Annotated in this window: 18 protein-coding genes and 1 riboswitch; of the genes, 11 read left to right on the top strand and 7 right to left on the bottom strand. The window is 67.0% G+C overall.

Annotation, left to right across the window (positions count from 1 at the left end):
* The first annotated feature begins 101 nt into the window (after positions 1–101).
* The 3 genes from EF294_RS04980 to EF294_RS04970 all read left to right on the top strand — a co-directional run bounded on the left by EF294_RS04980 (position 102) and on the right by EF294_RS04970 (position 3802).
* Positions 102–1139: an Rv2578c family radical SAM protein gene (locus tag EF294_RS04980; protein ID WP_123926213.1), complete on the top strand. Its 1038-nt coding sequence runs from the start codon at positions 102–104 to the stop codon at positions 1137–1139.
* A 243-nt stretch (positions 1140–1382) separates the two neighbouring features.
* Positions 1383–2204, top strand: a complete 822-nt coding sequence (locus tag EF294_RS04975; RefSeq protein WP_123926210.1) for a hypothetical protein — start codon at positions 1383–1385, stop codon at positions 2202–2204.
* Complete coding sequence (locus EF294_RS04970) at positions 2204–3802, top strand: DNA polymerase Y family protein (protein WP_123926208.1); 1599 nt, start codon at positions 2204–2206, stop codon at positions 3800–3802. Before EF294_RS04975 ends, EF294_RS04970 begins: the two co-directional genes overlap by 1 nt.
* A gap of 225 nt (positions 3803–4027) precedes the next feature.
* Here EF294_RS04970 and EF294_RS04960 read toward each other — a convergent pair whose 3' ends face one another.
* Positions 4028–5956 (bottom strand): SDR family oxidoreductase, encoded by a 1929-nt coding sequence (locus EF294_RS04960; protein ID WP_123926695.1) that lies wholly within the window; start codon positions 5954–5956, stop codon positions 4028–4030.
* 221 nt (positions 5957–6177) lie between these two features.
* Between EF294_RS04960 and EF294_RS04955 the strand changes: the two genes are divergently transcribed.
* Both EF294_RS04955 and EF294_RS04950 read left to right on the top strand, forming a co-directional pair.
* Positions 6178–9435: an error-prone DNA polymerase gene (locus EF294_RS04955; protein WP_123926206.1), complete on the top strand. Its 3258-nt coding sequence runs from the start codon at positions 6178–6180 to the stop codon at positions 9433–9435.
* A 100-nt stretch (positions 9436–9535) separates the two neighbouring features.
* Positions 9536–9763: a DUF167 domain-containing protein gene (locus tag EF294_RS04950; protein ID WP_123926204.1), complete on the top strand. Its 228-nt coding sequence runs from the start codon at positions 9536–9538 to the stop codon at positions 9761–9763.
* 408 nt (positions 9764–10171) lie between these two features.
* On the opposite strand, the gene EF294_RS04945 is transcribed toward EF294_RS04950, so the two are convergent.
* Together EF294_RS04945 and EF294_RS04940 are read right to left on the bottom strand one after the other, a co-directional pair.
* Entirely contained in the window at positions 10172–10636 is a 465-nt protein-coding gene (locus EF294_RS04945; protein WP_123926202.1) for a tRNA (cytidine(34)-2'-O)-methyltransferase, read from the bottom strand.
* A 5-nt stretch (positions 10637–10641) separates the two neighbouring features.
* Positions 10642–11637, bottom strand: coding sequence for a serine/threonine dehydratase (locus EF294_RS04940; protein ID WP_123926200.1), 996 nt, complete (start codon positions 11635–11637; stop codon positions 10642–10644).
* A 62-nt stretch (positions 11638–11699) separates the two neighbouring features.
* Here EF294_RS04940 and EF294_RS04935 point away from each other — a divergent pair, with 62 nt between their 5' ends.
* From EF294_RS04935 to EF294_RS04925, 3 genes are all read left to right on the top strand, one after another.
* Positions 11700–12590 (top strand): bifunctional methylenetetrahydrofolate dehydrogenase/methenyltetrahydrofolate cyclohydrolase, encoded by an 891-nt coding sequence (locus EF294_RS04935; protein ID WP_185090949.1) that lies wholly within the window; start codon positions 11700–11702, stop codon positions 12588–12590.
* Positions 12587–12910 carry a DUF3017 domain-containing protein gene (locus EF294_RS04930; RefSeq protein ID WP_123926196.1) on the top strand — a complete coding sequence of 108 codons (324 nt, stop codon included), beginning with the start codon at positions 12587–12589 and terminating at the stop codon, positions 12908–12910. Before EF294_RS04935 ends, EF294_RS04930 begins: the two co-directional genes overlap by 4 nt.
* Positions 12911–13085: 175 nt before the next feature.
* Positions 13086–14513: an Hsp70 family protein gene (locus EF294_RS04925; protein WP_246007684.1), complete on the top strand. Its 1428-nt coding sequence runs from the start codon at positions 13086–13088 to the stop codon at positions 14511–14513.
* 67 nt (positions 14514–14580) lie between these two features.
* Here the strand turns inward: EF294_RS04925 and metX are convergent, their stop codons facing one another.
* Together metX and EF294_RS04915 are read right to left on the bottom strand one after the other, a co-directional pair.
* Positions 14581–15729 carry a homoserine O-acetyltransferase MetX gene (gene metX / locus EF294_RS04920; RefSeq protein ID WP_123926192.1) on the bottom strand — a complete coding sequence of 383 codons (1149 nt, stop codon included), beginning with the start codon at positions 15727–15729 and terminating at the stop codon, positions 14581–14583.
* 25 nt (positions 15730–15754) lie between these two features.
* Entirely contained in the window at positions 15755–17089 is a 1335-nt protein-coding gene (locus EF294_RS04915; RefSeq protein ID WP_123926190.1) for a bifunctional o-acetylhomoserine/o-acetylserine sulfhydrylase, read from the bottom strand.
* Between the two features lie 61 nt (positions 17090–17150).
* A riboswitch (SAM riboswitch) is annotated at positions 17151–17271 on the bottom strand.
* Between the two features lie 217 nt (positions 17272–17488).
* On the opposite strand from EF294_RS04915, the gene EF294_RS04910 reads away from it, so the two are divergent.
* The gene (locus tag EF294_RS04910; RefSeq protein WP_123926188.1) at positions 17489–19123 is read left to right on the top strand and encodes a cutinase family protein; all 1635 of its coding nucleotides are present in this window, start codon (positions 17489–17491) and stop codon (positions 19121–19123) included.
* 186 nt (positions 19124–19309) lie between these two features.
* A complete protein-coding gene (locus EF294_RS04905) occupies positions 19310–20542 on the top strand; it encodes an MFS transporter (RefSeq protein ID WP_246007683.1) in 1233 nt (410 codons plus the stop codon).
* On the opposite strand, the gene bfr is transcribed toward EF294_RS04905, so the two are convergent.
* Positions 20500–20985, bottom strand: coding sequence for a bacterioferritin (gene bfr / locus EF294_RS04900; protein ID WP_123926184.1), 486 nt, complete (start codon positions 20983–20985; stop codon positions 20500–20502). The genes EF294_RS04905 and bfr overlap by 43 nt on opposite strands.
* A 98-nt stretch (positions 20986–21083) precedes the next feature.
* Positions 21084–21263, bottom strand: coding sequence for a (2Fe-2S)-binding protein (locus EF294_RS04895; RefSeq protein WP_123926692.1), 180 nt, complete (start codon positions 21261–21263; stop codon positions 21084–21086).
* 123 nt (positions 21264–21386) lie between these two features.
* Between EF294_RS04895 and EF294_RS04890 the strand changes: the two genes are divergently transcribed.
* Positions 21387–22235, top strand: coding sequence for an exodeoxyribonuclease III (locus EF294_RS04890; RefSeq protein ID WP_123926182.1), 849 nt, complete (start codon positions 21387–21389; stop codon positions 22233–22235).
* Positions 22236–22242 lie beyond the last annotated feature (7 nt).

The raw sequence follows: 22242 nt of genomic DNA, 5'->3' as shown, positions 1-22242 counted from the left end.
CAGGCGTACCGCCCGGCGTGAGCTGGGCTGTCCGTCGAAAAGGGGAGTGGGTACCGGCCCGCCATCTTGACATGGTGTAGCACATGTGTTCGACTCCGGGTATGCGTTGGTCCGAGCAGGCTGTCGAAGCCGACGATGGTGCCCTGCCGGGTTTGGGTCGGGCGGGGCTGGTGCGATCGGTGCAGACCCCGGAGTTTGAAGGCATCACCTTTCATGAGGTCCTCGCCAAGAGCGCGCTCAACCGGGTGCCCGAGCAGTCCGGGTTGCCGTTCACCTACACGGTCAACACCTTTCGAGGGTGCACCCATGCCTGTCGGTACTGCTTCGCCCGGCCCACTCATGAATACCTCGAGCTCGACGCAGGCCGGGACTTCGACTCGCAGGTCGTGGTCAAACTCAACGTGGCCGCGCTGTTGCGCAAGGAATTGCGGCGTCGGTCCTGGCGTCGGGAACCGGTGGCGCTGGGCACCAACACCGACCCCTATCAGCGCGCCGAGGGCCGCTATCGGCTGATGCCCGGCGTGATCTCGGCGCTGACGGAATCGGCCACGCCCTTCTCGATCCTCACCAAGGGCACACTGCTACGGCGCGATCTGCCCTTGCTGCGTCAGGCCGCCGGGCAGGTGCCGGTGTCGCTGAGCATCTCGCTGGCCTTTCATGATGTCGAGCTGCAGAAGCAGATCGAACCGGGGACGCCGTCGCCCGCGGCGCGGCTGGCACTGATCCGCGACATCGCCGAGGCCGGGTTTGCCCCGCACGTCATGGTTGCCCCGGTGATCCCGTACCTGACCGACTCCAGCGCGCACCTCGACGCGCTGCTCGCCTCGCTCGCTGAGGTCGGGGCGTCGGGTGTCACCGTCATCCCGATGCATCTGCGCGGTGCCACCAAGCAGTGGTTTCTGACCTGGCTCGCCGAACATCACCCGGCGCTCATCCGCCGATATCGCACGCTCTACGGGCGGGGCGCCTACGTCACCCCGGAGTATTCGTCATGGCTGCGGGAACGGATGCGGCCGATGGCGGCGCGTCACGGGTTGGCCGGGTCGTCGGGCTCACGTCTGGGGCACCCGGAACAGCATTCCGGGGTCGACGATCTGGTGGCCGAACCCGAACTGGCACAAGCGCTCACGTTATTCTGAGTCGCGCGTTCTGCCGGGGTGCCCGGTCGTTCTCGGGAGGATTTCCCTGGGGAAGGTCTTGATTTCTTCGGCAAGAAGCTCGGCCGACCTGCGCGGTTGCGGACTGTCGGAGCCGCGTCGTACGATCGGGACATCGAAAAAACATTCGATCCACGGGGTGCTTCCCCGAGTCGGATGGGACGCGATGGTGTGGCACTTCCCGGCCCGCCGAGCATTGTGTGCGCTGGCCGGAAGGGGTGTGTCATGAGTGTGGTGCCACTGGATCGGGGTGGGCGAGAAGGGTCGGGACGTGCGGATACCGACACCCTCGACTCCCTGCGCCGAAAGATGGCGGTGATGTCGGGGATGCCCGACAGGCGCTCGGTACAACCGGGGCCGGTCGAGGTATTCGCCCTACCGGAAGCCATCGCGGACCTGTTGCCCCGCAGCGGAATCGGGAATGACCCGAGCTCAGGACAGCACGGGATCGCCCGGGGCACGGTGGTTGGCTACCGGGGTGCGCGGTCGCTGCTGATGGCGATGATCGCCACTCTTACGCACGCGGGACACCAGGTGGGCATCGTCGGGATGCCGCGCCTGAATCTGCTCGCCGCGGTGGAGATGGGCGCCGATCTGCGTCGGATCGTGGTGGTCCCCGACCCGGGTATCGACCCGGTGGAAGTGGCCGCGGTGCTCCTCGATGGCATGGACGTGGTCGTGGTGGGGCTGGGCGGGATCACCGTCGCACCCTCGCGGAGCCGAGTGGTCGGGGGCCGTGCGCGGCAACAGGGTTCGTCGCTGGTGGTCGTCGACGGCGACTGGCCCGGCGTCCACACCAGAATGGATGCGCGGGTGGTCGGTTATCGACACGGCCCGGAGGCCGCCGATCTTGCCGGTGCCCATCGGGGCTACGGACGGGTCGGTGGCATGCGGCTCCAGGTCGTCGTCGGTGGTCGCGACCACCGCCGACGTTCTGCCGAGATCGACGTCACCGCAGGGGGATTCGGCGACAACGCGGTACATATCCGACGGGTGGCGCCGTCGGTGTCGGTGGCCACCGACGCGCCGGGCGCGGTGGCCAACTGATGGCCGCGCAGGCGCGAGTACTGGCGCTGTGGTGTCCGGACTGGCCCGCCACGGCAGCTGCCGCCGATGCCGATCTGCCGCCCCGACACCCGGTGGCGGTGCTGCACGCCAATCGTGTGATCGCCTGCTCGGCCCCGGCACGGGCGCTCGGGGTTCGACGGGGGATGCGTAAACGGCAGGCGCAATCGGTGTGTCCGGAGATGACCGTCGTCGCCGCCGACGGACATCGAGACGGCCGGTTGTTCGAGCCGGTGGCCGCCGCGGTCGCCGACCTGGTCCCGGCAATGGAGGTGGTGCGGCCTGGGTTGGTGGTCCTGCGGCTATCGGGCGCGGCGCGGGTGTTCGGGGGAGAGGCCGAACTCGCCGAGGAACTCATCGACCGGGTTTCCGCCTGCGGAGTGGAGTCACAGGTCGGCGTCGCCGACGAACTGTTCACCGCGGTTCTTGCCGCGCGCACCGGACACAGTGTGCCGCCCGGCGGAGATCGTGAGCACTTGGCGGATCGGCCGATCGCCGACCTCGCGGCCGAACCCTCCCTGTGCGGGCCCGGCCGCACCGAGTTGGTCGATCTTCTTCGCAGGCTCGGCCTACGGACCATCGGGGCGTTCGCCGCGATGGCGGCGTCCGACGTCGCCACGAGATTCGACGCCGACGCGGTCATCGCACATCGGCAGGCCACCGCTCAGCCGGGCCGTCCCCCCTCGACGCAGGCGCTACCGGAAGACCTGGTGATCGAGTACCCCTGCGACCCGCTGATCGATCGAATCGACGCGGCGGCCTTCGCCGGCCGCCGGATCGCCGAACTGCTGCACCGGCGTCTCGTCGGTGCGTCGGTGGCCTGCACCAAGTTGACAGTGGAAGCGATCACCGAACGCGGACAGCGTCATTCGCGAACCTGGCGATGTGCCCAACCGCTCACCGCGTCGGCGACCGCCGACCGTATCCGCTGGCAACTCGAGGGATGGATGACCAGCGGTCGTACCCGGGGTTCCGGCGACGCGCGGCCGGATTCACCGATCGCGGTCCTACGGTTGGTGCCCGTCGAGGTCGTCGACGCGGGAATGCTGCAGCACGCGTTGACCGGTGCCGGGCTGCCCGGCGAACCGGAACTGACCGAACGAGCGCGCCGCAGCATGGAGCGGGTGCAGGGCCTGCTCGGCGGCGATGCGGTGCGCATACCCGTGCTCAGCGGTGGACGCGGTCCCGCCGAACAGATCTCGATGATCACTCTCGGCGAAGACCCAGTGCCCGGGGGTGATCCGGAGGCGCCCTGGCCGGGCCGCCTGCCCCAACCGGCACCGGCGATGTCGTCCGACGCGCCGGTCGAGGTGATCGATCCCGCGGGAGAGCCGGTGCAGGTCACCCCGCGAGGCGCGTTCACCGCCGAACCGACGATGGTCCGGATGCCCGAGCACTCCCGACAGGGATGGGAGGTGCGGTGGTGGGCCGGGCCGTGGCCGGTCGGTCTGGAACCTGCCGGTCCGGAATCGGGGCATGAGGCGATCAGTGCCCGCGCACAGGTGCTGCTCGACGACTCCCGGGCGTTGCTGCTGTGCTACCGCTCCGGCGGCTGGGTGGTGGAGGGGGTCTACGACTGAGTGACCTGGCTGCAGCTGTTGCGGCCCGCGAATATCTCGGCCTCGCTGATCGATGCCACCGTCAGACCTGCGGCACCGCAGTCGATCTGGCGCTGAGCGATCTCGATGCACCTGTGGGCATGACATATGGTCGAAGTGCCACGCCGAGGTCGGCGCATGGTCGCGCCGTGCCGGTGAGTTTGGACTCGAGTCGAGTGAGATCGATTGCCGGATAAGGGGTGTCGGTCACGGCGCATTACCGGCTGTGGAGTTCTCCAGAGCAGCCGTCGACTCGCGGCTGAGGAGGTAGTCCTGATGCATGATTCGGGTGGTCAGCCGTGGGGCGAAGCGGTGGCCCAGGTCGGCGAGGTCGCCCAGTGGTGTCGACACCCGTTGTGGCCGGCGCAGTATCGCTTCCAGCACGCGCGAGGCACCCTTGTCGACCGACCAGACTCCGGCCGCGTCCCGGTATTGCTCGGTCGGCGCGATCATTCGTGTCCGAACCAATGGGAGCCGTACGTGGGAGACCGTCACGTGATCGGACAAGGTCTCGGCGGCGACCGAATCGCTGAACACCTCCAGTGCCGCTTTCGATGCCGCGTACGCGCCGAACCGGGCGCCGCGCGCCTGCACGGCGATCGAGGTGACGTTGACGATGTGGCCACTGCGGCGATCGACCATATGCGGCAGCAATGCCAGCACGAGATTGACAGCACCGAAATAGTTGACCGCCATCACCCGGTGATAGTCATGAGAGCGATCGACGGCGTTGAGGGTGGCCCGACGGATGGAGCGACCAGCATTGTTGACCAGGATATCGACGTGGCCGTGGTCGGCGATGATGGTCTTCACCATGGCGCGCACCGCCTCCTCGTCGGTGATATCACAGACGAACGGGAACGCCTGTCCGCGAGGCAGTCCGGGCTTGGGTGTTGCCGAATTCACCTCGAGTGCCGCAGATTCCAGCTCCTCGGCGTGACGTGCCACGATCAGCGCCGTGGCACCTCGCTCGACGCACATGCGGGCGGTGGCCTTGCCGATACCGGACGAGCCACCCGTGATCAGGACGACCTTGCCGACGAGCGGACCGCGCGGGTCGGATCGCCGATGACGCGCCGTGTCGAGAGCGCGCTCCCAGTAACGCCAGAGCAACGGCGCGTAGTCGTCGAATTCCGGTGGGCGAATCCCGAATCGGGCCAGCCGTGCGATGGTCAGGTCGGACCGGAACGTCACAGGCAGGTCCATGCCGTCGAGCAGGGCGGGTGGGATACCGATCTGGCGGGCGAGGAGGTTGCGGCCGAGGCGTAGCGGGGGAGTGCCGGCCAACGATGTGGCGCGTCCGACGATCTGGTGGGGGACCGCATTGAAGCCCTTGGGGGCTCGCAGGGAGGGGGCCAGCGCGTTGTACATCTCGGTGATCGACACCTCGCGGCGGTCCCCGAGGTGATACACCTGGCCGTCGGATTCCGGGTTGAGACCGATCAGGGCGACGAGGGCGTCGACCACATAATCCACCGGCACCATGTTGACGCGCCCGAGGTCGGGGAACGGGAGAGGCAGTCCCGCAGGCAGCTTCCCCAGCAGGCGAAGGTGGCCGAAGAAGTAGTACGGGCCGTCGATCTTGTCCATCTCCCCGGTACGGGAGTCGCCGACGACCACCGACGGGCGGTACACACGCCAGCGCAAACCCGTACGCTCGCGAATGACCTTCTCGGCCTCGAATTTGGTGCGGTGGTAGGGCGTCGGGAAGGACTGGCCCAGATCGAAGTCCTGCTCGGTGAATTCTCCCGCGTGATCACCGGCCACCGCGATCGACGAGATGTGATGACAGATCGCATCATGGGCGACGGCGAAGTCCGCGACCCGTGCGGTGCCCTCCACGTTCGCGGCATGCTGGCTGGCCGCGTCGGCTGCCATGTCATAGATCGCGGCGAGATGGACGACGTGGTCGACGTCGATGTCGTCGTCGACTCCGAGGCCGTCGATGGTGAGATCCCCGATGATCGGGTGGATGCGGTGCGACCCGGGGAAGCTACGCACGGTGTCGACGAACCGGGGCAGTGAGCCCTGGCGGACGAGCGCGTGGATCTGCGCGTCGGGATCGGTTGCGAGTAGTTGTCTGATGACGCGGCGTCCGATGAATCCGCTGCCACCGGTCACAAAGTACGAGGTCACGGTGAACTCCATGTTCGCAGGCTGAGGAAAACACCATTCTTACCGGACAGTAAGATCGGTGTGCTGGTTCACAGCCTGTCACTCCGGGCCGTCGCAGGCAAGGTCTGGAGGCTCGCGCGGCGGTCGGAGCGCCCCGACGACCGGCCGGCCTCGCCGAAGGATTGAGGGGGACGAGGCCACCGCCGATCGCGCGAATCGAATGCATGTTCTATAGTCGATGGGTGGGTTGGAACCATGGACCGCCGACCTGGTCGGAGATGGAGCGAGTGCTCTCCGGCCGCTCGCGAGCCGGCGAGCGGCCCGGCGAGTTCTTCGGCCCCGGTGACGGTGGTGACTCCCCTGCATGGTCGCGCGCACGTGGACCCTATGTCGCGCCCGAGATCGATCGTGAGCCCTCGGGTGTGCCCTATGCCGAACTGCACGCACACAGTGCCTACAGCTTTCTTGATGGGGCGTCGATGCCCGAGGAGATGGTCGCCGAGGCGCAGCGTCTCGATCTGAAGGCATTGTCGATCACCGACCACGACGGCTTCTATGGCGTCGTCCGATTTGCCGAGGCGGCAAGGGAATTCGGGATGCCGACGGTCTTCGGCGCCGAGTTGTCCCTGCAACCCGACATGGCGCGGACCGGTGTCAACGACCCGCCGGGCGAGCACCTGCTGGTCTTGGCCCGAGACGGCGAGGGTTATCGCAGGCTCTCGCGGCTGATCGCCGACGCGCATATGGCCGGTGGCCAGAAGGGGTTGCTGCGCTACGACCCCGACCGGCTGACCGACCACGGCGGTCACTGGCTTGTGCTCACTGGTTGCCGTAAGGGGTCGATTCGCCGAGCACTCGAGCGGGGCGGGGGTGCGGCCGCGCAGAAAGCTCTCGGCGAGCTCGTCGACCGTTACGGCGGCAATGGGGTGGCCGTCGAACTCACCGCCACCGGCCGGCCCGACGACGACGAACGCAACGCCGTACTGTCCTCGCTCGCCGAGGTATTCGAACTGCCGACGGTGGCCACCACCGGTGCGCATTTCGCCGGACCACCCCAGCGGCGACTGGCGATGGCGATGGCCGCGGTCCGCGCCCGCACCGATATCGACACCATCGCCGGGTGGATGCCCGGGGTTGGCGGTGCGCATCTGCGCAGCGGTGACGAGATGGCGCGACTGCTGTCCGCACACCCGGAGGCCATCGACAATGCGGTGCACATCGCCGGCGACTGTGCCTTCGAATTGGGTGTGATCGCACCGCAACTGCCACCCTTCGAGGTGCCCGACGGTCATACCGAGGCCACCTGGCTGCGTCACCTCACGATGACCCGGGCACTCCGGCGTTACGGTACGCCTGTACAACATCCACAGGCCTATCGGCAGATCGAACACGAACTCGCGATCATCGAAGCCCTCACGTTCCCCGGCTATTTCCTGGTTGTCGCCGATATCGTCGATTTTTGCAAGAGCGCCGACATCCTGTGTCAGGGGCGTGGTAGCGCCGCCAACTCAGCGGTCTGTTATGCGTTGGGTATCACCAACGTCGACCCGGTCGCCAACGAGTTGTTGTTTGAGCGGTTCCTCGCTCCCGAGCGTGACGGCCCGCCCGACATCGACGTCGACATCGAGTCCGACCGTCGGGAAGAGGCCATCCAATACGTCTATCGCCGGTACGGCCGTGACTACAGCGCACAGGTGGCCAACGTGATCACCTATCGCGGCAAGTCCTCGGTTCGCGATATGGCGCGCGCCCTGGGATACGCACCGGGACAACAGGATGCGTGGGCCAAGATGCCCGACCACGCGCCCGCCGATGTCAGGCGTCTGGCGGGGGAGATCGCCGGTATGCCCAGGCATCTGGGTATTCACTCGGGTGGGATGGTGATCTGTGATCGGCCGATCGCCGACGTGTGCCCCACCGAGTGGGCCAGGATGGCCGACCGCAGTGTGCTGCAGTGGGACAAAGATGACTGTGCAGCAGTCGGTCTGGTGAAATTCGACCTGCTGGGGCTGGGTATGCTCTCGGCGCTGCACTATGCGATCGACCTGGTCGCCGAGCACAAGGGCATCCACGTCGATCTTGCGCAGCTCGATCTCACCGAGGAAGCCGTTTACGACATGCTCTGCCGTGCCGACTCGGTGGGGGTGTTCCAGGTCGAGTCGCGCGCTCAGATGGCCACTCTGCCTCGCCTCAAACCGCGCTGCTTCTACGATCTCGTGGTCGAGGTGGCACTGATCCGACCCGGGCCCATTCAGGGTGGGTCGGTGCATCCCTACATCCGTCGCCGCAACGGAGACGAACCGGTCACCGTCGAACACCCGTCGATGCTCGGGGCTCTCGAACGCACACTGGGGGTTCCGCTCTTTCAAGAGCAACTCATGCAACTCGCGGTGGACGTAGCGGGGTTCGACGCCTCCGAGGCCGATCAGCTGCGCCGGGCGATGGGCTCCAAGCGTTCGCCGGAGAAGATGCAACGGTTGCGTCAACGGTTCTACGACGGCATGCGCAGCACCCACGGCATCACCGGGCAGGCCGCCGACCGCATCTACGAGAAGATGGCGGCCTTCGCCAATTTTGGTTTCCCCGAGAGCCATTCGCAGAGTTTTGCATCGCTGGTGTTCTATTCGTCATGGTTCAAGCTGCATCATCCGGCGGCATTCTGCGCAGCGTTGCTGCGTGCACAACCGATGGGGTTCTACTCACCACAGTCTCTGGTCGCCGACGCCCGGCGGCACGGGGTGCGCGTGCACCGGCCCGACATCAACCGCTCACTGGCCGAGGCGACGTTGGAGAACGTGGGGCTCGAGGTGCGGCTCGGTCTGGCTACGGTCCGCGGGGTCGGCGAGGAGGTGGCCGAGCGTATCGTGCTCGCCCGCACCATCGATGGTGATTTCACCGGGGTCACCGACCTGTCCAGACGCGCCGCGTTGACCGCCCGTCAGCTCGAGGGGCTCGCCGGTGCGGGCGCGTTCGACTGCTTCGGGCTGAGCCGGCGTCAGGCCCTATGGGAGGCCGGAGCCGCGTCGAGCGCCCGGGCTGAACACCTCGACCTGCATCAGGCGTCGGCGACCCCGACCCTGCCGGGCCTGTCCGACGTCGAGTTGGCCGCGACCGATGCGTGGGCGACCGGGGTGACCCCGACGGCGTACCCTACCCAGTATCTGCGGCCGCGGCTCGACGCACTTGGTGTGATAGCCGCCGACCGGCTGCTGTCGGTACCCGACGGGTCACGGGTCCTGGTGGGCGGGGCGGTGACCCATCGCCAGCGCCCGGCCACTGCCTCCGGGGTGACCTTCATCAATCTCGAGGACGAGACCGGGATGGTCAACGTCGTCTGCTCGGTGGGCTTATGGATTCGCCAGCGTGAGCTGGCGACCTCGGCCTCGGCGTTGCTGGTGCGCGGCACGGTGCAGAACGCCGAGGGGGCCGTCACCGTGGTCGCGGACCGATTGCAGCGCATGGATCTTCGAGTGGGGACGCGATCGCGGGATTGGCAGTGAGCGGTGCGTGTAAGTCGCTTCGGGCGGCCACGCCGGGCATACGGCACAATCGTCACCGGACCTGCGCCGCGGCGGGACGTGACGATTCGAGGGGTGGAGAATGCCACAGCAGGTGGTGGTGACGGTGAAGCCGAACAGTCGGAAGGGGCCGTTGGTTCAGACCGGTCCGGACGGCTCGATCACGATTTACGTGCGTGAGCCCGCCACCGAAGGCAAGGCCAACAAGGCGGTCGCCGAGCTGCTCGCCGCCCACCTCGGAATCCCGAAGTCGCGGGTGAGCCTCATCGGCGGTGCGACCTCACGCACCAAACGCTTCCGGGTCGCCTGAGGAGGTCTTTCGGGCCTCCGCACACGAGCAGTGGGAGTGGAATCTGCGGGTCATGCTACTTGACAGCTCCCGATTCGCTCGGAATCACGCCCTGCGACAACAGGTTACGCGTAGCGCGGGTCGCTTCGAGTCTGGTGAACACTCGGTGGTGAAGGCTGTCGTGGACGGCGTTCACCACGACCTTCGTCGCCGCGCGCCATCACGCACTGGATTCGAGGCCGGACACGGCCTCGAAGATGAAATGAGCCGGGCTACTCGGCGCCACCCGGCCCGAGGCCGGCGCCCAGCGGGGCCGCGCTGGCGTGGACGCCGCCGTCGCCATCATCGGTGCCGGTGGATTGGCCGTCACCGGAATGGCCTTCTGGCCGGAGGCGCGTAAAGCGCTGCGGAAAGAAGGGTGCGCACGATTTACACGGCCCCGTCGAATCCCTGTTGTCGCCAGGCCTCATAGACCGCGATACTCGCCGCGTTCGCGAGATTGTGTGAGCGTCGGCCGGCGAGCATCGGGATGCGGACGCGGTCGGTGATCTCCGGCTCTCCGAGAACCTCCTCGGGCAGTCCGGTCGGCTCGGGGCCGAACAACAGGACGTCGCCGCGACGATAATCGACGTCGGTGTAATAGAGCTTCGCATGCGCGGTGAAGGCGAACACGCGCTGCGGCTTGAGAGTCGTCCATGCCGTGACCAGGTTGGGATGCACTGTGACCGTGGCCATTTCGTGGTAGTCCAGGCCGGCTCGTTTGACCTGGGCGTCGGACATCGAGAACCCGAGGGGCTCGATCAGATGGAGTTCGCATCCGGTGTTCGCGGCCAGCCGGATCGCGTTGCCGGTGTTGGGCGGGATGCACGGTTGGTAGAACATGATCCGGAACATGGCTGTCATTGTGCCGGGTGCAGGTCGTCGAGCCCGGTGTTGGCCCCGCACAGGACGATGCACAGCGTGGAATCGGTCGCGGGTTCGACGGCGCCGGTGGTGACCGCAGCGACGGCGGTGGCCGTGCCGTGTTCGACGACGATCCGGAAGCGGTCCCACATCATCCGGCGGGCCGCGATGAGGTCGGCATCGTCGACGACGACGGAGTCCACGGCCAGGTCGGCGATGGTCGCCCAGCAGATGCCGCCGACCCGACTCGCGCCCAGCGAATCCGCCGCGATGCTGTCCAGCTCGACCGTGACAGGCTCTCCGGCCGCCTGGGCCTGATGCAGACACGAGGCGCCGATCGGTTCGGCCCCGATGAGCCGGTCACCGGGCCGCAGGGTGGCGGCGAGCCCGGCGAGCAGGCCGCCGCCGCCGACACAGGCGACGGTCTGCAACCTGCGTCCCGGGAGGTCCTCGGCCACCTCGAGGCCGATGGTGCCCGCGCCGGCCACGATCGTCGGCAGATCGTAGGCGTGCAACAGCAGTGCGCCGGAGTCGGCGGCCTGCGCCGCGGCGGCGTCGGCGGATTCCTGATACCGAGTGCCGATGAGCCGCACCGTCGCCCCGAGTGAACGCAGCGCCGAGACCTTGACCACCGGTGCGGTCTCGGGGACCACCACGGTTGCCGGAACATCGACGAGCCGGGCAGCCCACGCCGCACCCAGGGCGGCGTTGCCGCCGGAGGCCACGAGAACCCCGGCCTCGGGCAGGGCATCGCGGGCGTCGGCGTCGAGCACCGCGTTGAGGCTGCCGCGCACCTTGAAGCAGCCACCGAGCTGGGTGTATTCGAGTTTGAACACCACATCGACCGGCCCGCCGACCGTGTCGAGCGTGGTCTCGAGCAGGGGAGTCCGCCGCAGCCGGCCTGCGAGTCGTGCACGCGCCGCCATCACGTCGGCAGCGGTGACGGGGGTTCCGGAGCGATCGGCGTCCCGATCTGACGCTGCAGGCGACATGAGCGCAGGCTACCGGCCCGGTCGGGCGATCGGTCGCACACCGGAATGGAACAATGGTCGGCGTGAGCGCGATACGACTGGACGGCAAGGCCACCCGCGACGAGATCTTCACCGACCTCGCCGCACGAGTGGAGAAGTTGCGCAGCCAGGGAGTCACCCCTGGACTCGGGACCATCCTGGTTGGCGACGACCCTGGCTCGCAGTCCTACGTCAAGGGCAAGCACGCCGATTGTGCGCGGATCGGGGTGGCGTCGATCCGCAAGGATCTGCCCGCCGACACAACGACTGAGGACCTCAACGCAGCCATCGACGAACTCAACGCCGATCCCGCCTGTACCGGGTACATCGTGCAGCTCCCGTTGCCGACACATCTCGACGAGAACGCTGCGCTTGAGCGCATCGACCCGGCCAAGGATGCCGACGGCCTCCACCCGATCAACCTTGGCCGACTCGTGTTGGGCAAGGAATCGACCCTGCCGTGTACGCCGCGGGGGGTCATCCACCTGCTTCGGCGCTACGGCATCGACATCGCGGGTGCGCGGGTGACCGTCATTGGCCGAGGCGTCACCATCGGCAGGCCCATCGGCCTGCTGCTGACGCGGCGCAGCGAGAACGCCACCGTGACCCTGTGTCACACCGGTACACATGACCTCGCCGCCGAGGTGGCCCGCGCTGACATCGTCATCGCCGCGGCAGGGGTGCCGCACCTGGTGACCGCCGCGATGGTCAAGCCGGGTGCCGCCGTGATCGATGTCGGTGTGAGCCGGACCGAAGACGGTCTGCGCGGCGACGTCGCGCCCGACGTTTGGGATGTGGCCGGACACGTCTCGCCCAACCCGGGCGGAGTCGGGCCGCTCACGCGCGCCTTCTTGCTGGTGAACGTCGTCGAACGGGCCGAGGCTGCACTCGCGGCGCTCACCGCAGGCGACTCCGACCACACCCGTTCGCGATGACCGGTGGCGTACCCCAACGGGTGGAGCGGTTGCGCCACGTCCGACGGGTGCGCGCCTACGCAGTACAGATTTCCTACCTGCTGGTGCTGCTCGGCGTCGTGGCCGCCGCGGCACTCGTGTTGTTCGATCGCTGGCGTCGCGGAGCGTTCGTGTTCGGATCGGCGTTGTTGTTCGGCGCACTTCTGCGCGCGCTGATCCCCACCTCGCGAGCGGGATTGCTGCAGGTCAGAGGCAAATTCTTCGATGTTGCGGTAATGGCGTCGGCAGGCGCGCTGATCCTCTGGCTCGCAACCTCTATCGATCCTTTGGGTACAGATTGATTACACTGGTGACCTCGGCGTGACATTCGGGGTATGGACCCGACGCGCAGGCTCCGCCGGGCGGAGATATTGTTAGCAAAACTAATTGGGGATAGGTATCAGATCGACGTTCGAGATCACTGACCAGGAAAGACCGGGCGACACCACATCGCTGGGCGTCTCCGTCGGTGAGGGAATGATCCATTACGTCCTGCTCACGCACGACGAGGCGGGTCGCACCGCCCTCGAGACGCGCGTCTTCGACGTAGATACCACCGACGGACTCGATTTGGTAGGACGGGTGAACGCAGGCATCGACCTGATGCTCGACGCCGCCCGCTCAGCCAAACGACGCGTCGGCCCGATCGGGGTGGTGGCGCGGACGGCCACCCAGCGCCGTCGTTTGCGCTCGGGAGGGTCGGGTACCCGTCGACAGATCCACCTCGGCTCCGATGACGAAGCGGTCGCCGAATTCCTGACCCGAACCGGGCAGATCGGACGATTCCCGTCGGTGGTCGTCGCCGATTGCGGCGATACCGGCATGTCGCTGTACACCGTGGATCCGGTCGCGGGTCGAGTCGGGCCGATCGAGAGGTCGACGGTGCTCAGCGGACGCCGGATCGACGAGGCGCTCGCCGACCACATCGCTGCGGAGGCGGACGGCGCAGACGCCGGCACCCGCACCAGACGCGAGCGGGCCAAGCTGGTCAGCGCTTGCCGCACCGCAAAAGAAGAGATCGCCGCGTCGGATGCATCCACCGCGGGGCTGGGCGCATCGGCAGGATTGGCCGGGGTGTCGCTGACCTCGGCGACCGTCGAGCGGGTCGCCGGCCCGATGGTCGACGAGGCGCGCGAGGTATTCGCCCGTTACCTCGCCGATCTCCGGGTGGGCGGTGTCGCCCCCACCGCCGCGGTGCTGGTCGGTGGGTTGGCGAATCTGCCCGTCACCCGACGAATCGTGCCCGATGCCGGACTCGAACTCCTCACCCCGGCGTCGCCGGAAGTGGCCGCGGCCACCGGTGCGGCGATGCTCGCCGGTAACGCGGGCATTAGCCGACTGGCCTTCATCGGCGGTCGCCGCGCGGGTAGCTGGTCGGCGGTACCGGTGGCGATCGCGGCCGGGATCGTCGGTGCGGTCGTGATGGCGGCGGTCGTCGTCGGCGCCATCGTGACCGACGACGCCGACCCGATACCTTCGCCGGCGCGCACCGCCGATGCGCACACGATGGACACCACTAGGGATGCGGGATTCACCACGACGTCGCCTTACCAGACGACGTCGGTGGTGACCTCGGTCGCGGTGTCGTCGCCGATCTCGCCGGACGGGCGTGAGCAACTCCCGAGCTGGGCGACGACCGAACTGCCGCTCACGCCGTCGACGACCACCCTGACGCTGGTGCCCAACACCACCACGCCGTCGACCACCATCCCGACCGGCCCGACGCTGACTCCGTATCCGACGGTGCCGATCCCGTCCGGTCTGATCCCCGGCAGCGTGCCTCCGCAGACGGGTGCGCCAGAATTCGTTCCGGAGATCCGGCCACCACAGCCGTCGTCGAGTACCCCTCAGGCGCCGAGTGCGGGGAACCCGGCGGAGACGACTACCACCACGCCCGCCCGCTGAGACGCACCGACTCGCCCACGACGACTGCAGCGTCGTGCGCGTGTCGGTGCGTGTTGGCGTGAGCGCGTCAGCGGCGCGCGAGTTCCACCGTGCGCTTGAGGAGATCGGCGATCGCATCGAACTCGGTGAGGAATCCGTCGTGGCCTTTGTCGGACCGCACGACCTGAAGCCCGCCGACGCAATTGCCGAGGCCCTCGGCGATCTCGGCCTGTAACCGTAACGGATACAAGCGATCCGAATCGATGCCGGCGACGATGGTCGGGACGGTGCACGAGGAGAGAGCCGCGGCGATCCCGCCCCGGTTGCGGCCGACGTCATGGTGGTTCAGCACGTTGGAGAGCACCACGTAGCTGCCCGGATCGAAGCGCTCGATCAGCTTGTCGGCCTGGTGCTCGAGATAGCTCTGAATCGCATAGCGGCCGCCGAGTAACGGATTCTCTTGCTCCTGAGGCCTATTGGCAAACCGCTCGTCGAGCTCGCCCTCGAATCGGTAGGTGAGGTGTGCGATGCGCCGGGCGATCCCGAGGCCGGCGATCGGGGACCGCCCGGTGCCGTGGTAGTCGCCGCCCTGCCAGTCGGGATCGGAGGTGATGGCCGCGATCTGGGTGGTCTGCGTGCCGATCTGATCGGCGGTGGCACGCGCGCCGACTGCCAACACGAGTGCGCTGCGGACCCGATCGGGGTACTCGATTGCCCACTCGAGCGCACGAGCGCCGCCCATCGAGCCGCCGAGTACCGCGCCGATTCCTTGGATGCCGAGGCTGTCGAGCAGGGCCGCCTCGGCACGTACCTGATCGAGCACGGTGATGTTGGGGAAGCGTGAACCCCAGGGCCGCCCTTGCGAATCCGGCGACGATGGGCCCGTCGACCCACGGCAGCCGCCGAGGACGTTGGCGGAGATGACGCACCATTCGTCGGTGTCGATGGCCGCCCCCGGCCCGATCAGACCGTCCCACCACCCGGGGGAGGGATGTTCATCGCTGCGGGCGCCGGTGACGTGCGAGTCACCGGTCAGGGCGTGCAGGGTGAGGATCACGTTGTCCCGTGCGGGCGACAACGCCCCCCAGCGCTGGAACGCCAGGGTGACGTCGTCGAGTTGCTGCCCGTTGTCGAGGGACAACGACCCCAGGCGCATTCGGATCATCTGCCCATCGGGAACTCGTTCCCACGGGGGCTGATGCGTCGTGGTCGCCTGGGGATCGATGCTCACCGACACGGGTGTTGTGCTCCTGTCCTGGAAACTACTTGGCAGCCGCGAAACCCTGGTCGAGGTCGGCGATGATGTCGTCGATGCCCTCGATACCGACGGCCAGGCGCACCAGGCCTGGGGTTACGCCGGCAGCGAGCTGTTCCTCGGGGGTCAACTGGCTGTGGGTGGTCGACGCGGGGTGGATGACCAACGAGCGCACATCACCGATGTTGGCGACATGGCTATGCAGCGTCAATGCCTCGACGAAGCGCTTCCCGGCGTCGACGCCTCCGGCGATCTCGAAGCCGATGATCGCGCCCTGTCCCTTGGGGGCGAGCTTCTGACCACGGGAATACCAGGGCGAGGACTGCAGACCGGCGTAGGCCACCGACTCGACCTGAGCGTGATCGGCGAGATAGGCCGCGACCCGCTGCGCGTTGGCGACGTGGCGCTCGACGCGCAGGCTCAGGGTTTCCAGTCCCTGGGCGAGCAAGAAGGCGTTGAACGGCGAGATCGCCGCACCGGTGTCACGTAGCAACTGCACGCGCGCCTTGAGCGCGTACGCCGGCGCACCGAGGTCGGCGAACACCGCACCGTGATAGCTGGGATCGGGGACGGTGAAGCCGGGGAATAGATCCTGACCGTCACGCTGCACCCGCCAATCGAAGGTGCCGCCGTCGACGATGATGCCGCCGATCGCGGTGCCGTGCCCACCGATGTACTTGGTCGCCGAATGAACGACGATGTCGGCGCCATGGGCCAGCGGGTTCAGCAGGTACGGGGTGGCCACGGTGTTGTCGACGATCAGCGGCACGCCGTTGCGATGGGCGACCCCGGAAATGCCCTCGATGTCGAGGACCTCGTTGTTGGGGTTGGAGATCGACTCGCCGTAGAACGCACGGGTGTTGTCGCGGACCGCGGCCTGCCACGAATCGAGATCCTCGGGATCCTCGACGAAGCTCACCTCGATGCCCAGCTTCGGCAGCGTGTAGTGGAAGAGGTTGTAGGTCCCGCCGTAGAGGCGCGGGCTCGACACGACGTGTCCGCCGTTCTCCACGATGTTGAGGATGGCGTAGGTCTCGGCGGCCTGACCGGACGCTACCAACAATGCCGCCACGCCGCCTTCGAGCGCGGCGACCCGCTGCTCGACGGCGTCCTGAGTGGGGTTCATGATGCGGGTGTAGATGTTGCCCGGCTCGGCGAGGCCGAAGAGGTTGGCCGCGTGGGTGGTGTCGTTGAAGACGTACGATGTGGTCTGGTAGATCGGCAGTGCACGAGCGTTTGTCGCGGGGTCGGCCGACTGGCCCACATGGATCTGCTTGGTCTCGAAACTCCAGTTGTCGGCTGGGTTCTGGGCATCGGCGCCGTCGTTGGCTACGTCAGACATGAAAATAGATCACTTTCTGCGGTCGGCAGGGTGTGGTGACCCTGATGGGGTCCGACCTTCGGACCCGCGCTTGCCGGGGATGCTCGTCGCCATCCCACAACCCGGTCATCACCCGGAGCACCCCACCGCGGTTGGAGGGTTGCCGATCAGCGAGCCGGGGCTTGATGCTGATACTCATGACCTGGCGACAAGGATATAACACGGTCGTCGACGGTTGAGAACCCTCCTGCTCAGCCTGGTTTGCGTGCTGGACAGAAACGGTCAGTGGGGTTCGGGCGTGGCGCTAGGGTGTCGCTCGGACGGACCAATAGCCAAACTGATCTGGACCGATCCGCCGGAATCGGCCGCGCCGTCTGCTTACTCTCGCCACATCACAGTTCTCTCGCCCAAGGACGTCCGATGCGGCTCTCACCCTTCTTCGCCTCGCTGCGCGGCGGCATCTCGACCACAGTGGTCGGTGCCGCGAGTGTGGCGCTCATCGCGGCCGCACTCTGGGGTCACGGGGTCGCGTCGGCGGAATCGGCGACGGCGTGCAGTCAACCCGGTCGGGTGTTCATCGTCGGCGGCACGTGGAATTCCGACGGTTCGTATCTCGTCGGTATCGAGCAGCGCTACACCGGGCACGGCGCACACTGGGAAGAGCTGCCGAACAGTCCGTACTCCGGCGCGGACGCCTACGAGATCGAGCACATCCCGTACTCCGCGACCATCTGGCCACTCGGGTCTGTCGGGTACAACGCCAGCGAGGCCGAAGGGGTGGCCAAGCTGGAGCAGGCCGTCGCCGCCTACCAGCGGCAGTGCGGTGCCGACAAGAAGATCGTCATCGCCGGCTATTCGCAGGGAGCGCGGGTGGCCGGTGACGTCCTCACCGACATCGGTGCGAATCGGCCGGTGATCATGGACGACGGCTCGACCTACGTCATCTCCACCACCGATTCCGACGGTGCGCGCACGGTGTCGGGAGAGCTCTACTCCGATCCGCGGATGTCGGCGACGCTGTGGGGACAGGGAATCGAGGCGACCCTGGTCGGGATCATCCCCGGTCTGACCATGTCCGGAACCAGAGCTGTCACCGACTACGGGGGCCTGCCGGTGACCACCTACTGCATCGCGGGCGATCCGATTTGCGATCTCCCCGATCCGTTCCATGACCCGATCGGCGACCTCGACGCGCTGCTCGGCTACTGGGTGAAGCACGGTCAGTATCCGTTTCACATGTATCAATTCCCGGGTACCGGCACGACCTGGTACATGAACGGCGCGAACGAGTCGATGACGTGTACGCAGAGCGGGGCGCTGCAGACCTGCACGATCGCCTCACCCTCATCGATGGCCATCCTCGCCCAGAACCTCGTCGACGCGGTGGGCCTGCACTGTTCGGTCCCGGACCTGGTGGCCTACCGGTTCCGCCTACCCGACATCATCGGGATCACCCTCGCCGACTTCCAGCCGCCGATCCGCCGGGTCATGGACTGGTTTCCGCAGTTGCCACAACTGGGTTACGGCGCGTACCTGCCGGATCTCTACGCCTTCGAGAACATCATCACCGGCGTGCTCACCTGGAACGGCGAACTCTTCGAGCAGGGAGCCCAGGCGCTGCTCGCCAGCGGCAAGAGCATCGCCGCATTGCCGCTCAATTTCGTGAAGTTTTGGGCGGCGCGCGTCGTAGAGGGCATCACGACGGTGCCAAGCGGTTCGATGGGTGCGGGTGCGGGTGCGTCAGTGCTGTCGACCCCGGCACATGTCGCGGTGCCGCTGGTTGCGTCCCAACAGAGCGCTGTCGGCGGAGATGCGGGCGCTGTCGGCGGAGATGCGGGCGCTGTCGGCGCACGGCGGTCGCCGGCGTCCGCGCCGAGTGCGTCACCTACGCCGAGTGCGTCACCTACGCCGAGTGCGTCACCCGAGTCGAGTGGGTCACCTACGCCGGAGATTCCCGCGCCGTCGCCAGGTGAGCACCCAAGCGGTTCGGCACCGGATCAGACACCGGTGCCGACCCCGTCGTCGGTGAAGGAATCCGCTGCCGCCACACCGTGACTGGCGGCTCGATTCCGGTCCGACAAGCCCGTGTGAACGAACTCACGCCCGTTGGCGGGAATCCGCAGCGGGCGCGCCGTGGTTGCCTCTCCCGTGTCGAGATCAGCCCACCCCACTTCCGTGACCGCCGACGCGGCGCCTGCTTCTGGCGCAGCGCCGTCTCAGGTATCCGATGGTCTGGGTATCATGCTGTCCGACAGTGCTTCTCGTCGCCCGAGGTCCCTGCGCTGGGCGATCCTGGCGCTCGCGCTCGGCGGTTTCGGTATCGGGACCACCGAATTCGTCGCGATGGGTCTGTTGCCCAACATCGCCGGAGCCCTCGATGTCAGCGAGCCCACAGCCGGGACGGTCATCTCGGCGTATGCGCTCGGCGTCGTGGTCGGTGCGCCGCTCATCGCCGCTCTGACCGCCCGGATGTCGCGGCGCACGCTGCTGATCGGCCTGATGGTCGCCTTCACCGTCGGCAACGTCGCGACCGCGCTCGCGCCGACCTTCGGGCTACTCATCGCGGCGCGGTTCGTGGCCGGTCTACCGCACGGCGCGTATTTCGGGGTCGCCGCTCTGGTGGCAGCGCATCTCGCGGGTCCGGGCAGGCGCGCCAAGGCCATCGGGCAGGTCATGCTCGGCCTGGCGGTGGCCAACGTCGCGGGCGTGCCGATGGCCGCGTGGCTCGGTGAGCATTTCGGTTGGCGCAGTGCGTTTCTGGTGGTCGTCGTCGTCGGAGCGACGACGGTGGCCGCCCTGATCCGCAGCCTCCCGTCGTTGCGTGACATGCGCGCCACCAACCCGGTCACCGAACTCGGCGCCCTGCGCCGCTCGCAGGTGTGGTTCACCTTGTTCACCGGAATCGTGGGTTTCGGTGGGATGTTCGCGTTCTACACCTACCTGAACACCGCGTTGACCACACTCGGTGGCCTGCCGGTGGGGCTGGTCCCGCTCGCGTTGATGCTGTTCGGGCTGGGCATGGTCGTCGGCAACATCATCGGGGGGATCGCCGCCGACCGCAGCGTGTCGCGTTCGATCCTGGTGGGGCTCGCCGGACTTGCCGCGGTCCTGCTCTGCTTTGCCCTCTTCGTTCAGATCGCCTGGGCTGCACTGGCATTGACCTTTTTGGTCGGGGTCGCCGGTACCTCGATGGTGCCCGCGCTGCAGACACGTCTGATGGATGTCGCCGAGGACGCCCAGACGTTGGCGGCCGCGCTTAACCATTCGGCCCTCAACATCGCCAATGCCGCCGGAGCATCACTCGGCGGCATCGTGATCGAGGCGGGTCACGGCTACCGCGCACCGTCGGTGCTCGGGGCCGCGCTGGCGGTGGCGGGACTCGTGGTCCTTTCCGTCGCCCTGGCGGCGGCGCGACGGACTCGACGACCCGATCAGCCCACGTCGGGTGGTGTGGCGACCGTTTTGGACATGTAGAGCTGCTCGCCGAGGCGATCCATCAGCTCGAGCTGGGTCTCGAGGTAGTCGATGTGATGCTCTTCGTCCTTGAGGATCTCCTCGAAGAGCTTCGCCGAAGTGATGTCACCCTTGTCGCGGCACATCGCGATTCCCGGCTTGAGACGCTCGACTACCTCGATCTCGATGGCCAGATCGCATTCGAATTGCTCACGCAGGGTCTGGCCGATGCGCAATGGGAGGATCTGCTGATAGTTGGGTAGGCCCTCGAGGAACAGGATCCGGTCGGTGAGGATCTCCGCGTGGGCCATTTCTTCGATAGATTCGGCGCGCGTCTTGGCGGCCACCCCGGTCAGCCCCCAGTTGTCCTGCATCTTCGAATGCAGAAAGTACTGATTGATCGCCGTCAATTCGCTGGTCAGTTGCTCATTGAGTAGGGCGATGACCTCGTCGTCTCCACGCATGCAGCAACTCCGTTCGGTCCATGGCCTGGTGTCTTCGAACGTTAGCACGCGAAATTTTCCTACGCGCGTGATTCGCGGAGGGGCGGAACTCGGGTGAGTCAGGCTGCGGTGGTGACGGAGGTCCGTTCGCTCACGATCTGCTCTAGCCGATCGAGGCAGGTGCCACATCCCTCGCCGGCGCCGCAGCGGTCGCTGATCGCCTCGACGGTTCGAGCGCCCGCGGTGCAGTGCTCATGGACCTCGTCCTCGGTGACCGCGCGGCAGATACACACGAACATGGAACTCACCTCATTCGGCTATAAGGTGAGCATTACATACAGTGCGGCCCTGCCGCAAGGGTTGCCTTACCTTTGGAACCACTCCAGATGACGTATCGGTGGCCGCACGTAGGGTGAGGCACCGTGACCACCTCGATCACCACCATCAACGTCAACGGCATCCGCGCCGCCACCAAACAGCGTTCGGAGATCAACCCCGGTTTCCTGAGCTGGCTCGATGCGTCGGGCGCCGACATCGTTCTGATGCAGGAAATCCGCGCCGACACCGAGCAGGCAGAAGCGGCCCTGGGTCCTGCTCTCGACGCCGGCTGGCACCTGTCGATGACCGAGTCGGTCGTCAAGGGCCATGCCGGGGTCGGTGTGCTGAGCCGATCAGCCCCACAAGCGGTGCGCGTCGGATTCGGTAGCAAGGAATTCGACGCGACCGGTCGCTACCTCGAGGCCGACTTCGACGTCCCGGATCTCGGGTCGCTGACCGCGGCCAGCCTGTATTTGCCGAAGGGTGCAGCCGAACCGACACCGTCGGCCACCGAGAAGGAGACCGCCAAGTTCGCCGAGAAGAAGCGCTTCCTCGGTGAGTTCGGTGAGTATCTCGCCGGAGCGGCACGGCGCCGTCGGCATGTTGTCGTGGGTGGGGATTGGAACATTGCGCCCGCCGAGCTCGATATCAAGAACTGGAAGGGCAATCTGAAAAATCCCGGCTTCCTGCCCCACGAGCGGGAGTGGGTGGGTGCGCGCCTCGAGTCGGGCTGGTCCGACGTCGTGCGTGACTTGCACCCCGCTGTCGAGGGCCCGTACAGCTGGTGGTCGTGGCGGGGCAAGGCATTCGACAACGACTCCGGCTGGCGCATCGACTACCAGCTCGCCAACCGGTCCTTGAGACGTCGGGCGGTGAAGGCCTTCGTCGATCGCGCCGACTCCTATGATCGGCGGTGGTCCGATCACGCCCCGGTCACCGTGATCTACCACTGATTCCCGG

It is taken from the genome of Gordonia oryzae, assembly GCF_003797185.1.
In the GTDB taxonomy this organism is placed as follows: Bacteria; Actinomycetota; Actinomycetes; order Mycobacteriales; family Mycobacteriaceae; genus Gordonia; species Gordonia oryzae.
This window is presented reverse-complemented; position numbering and strand designations above follow the sequence as displayed.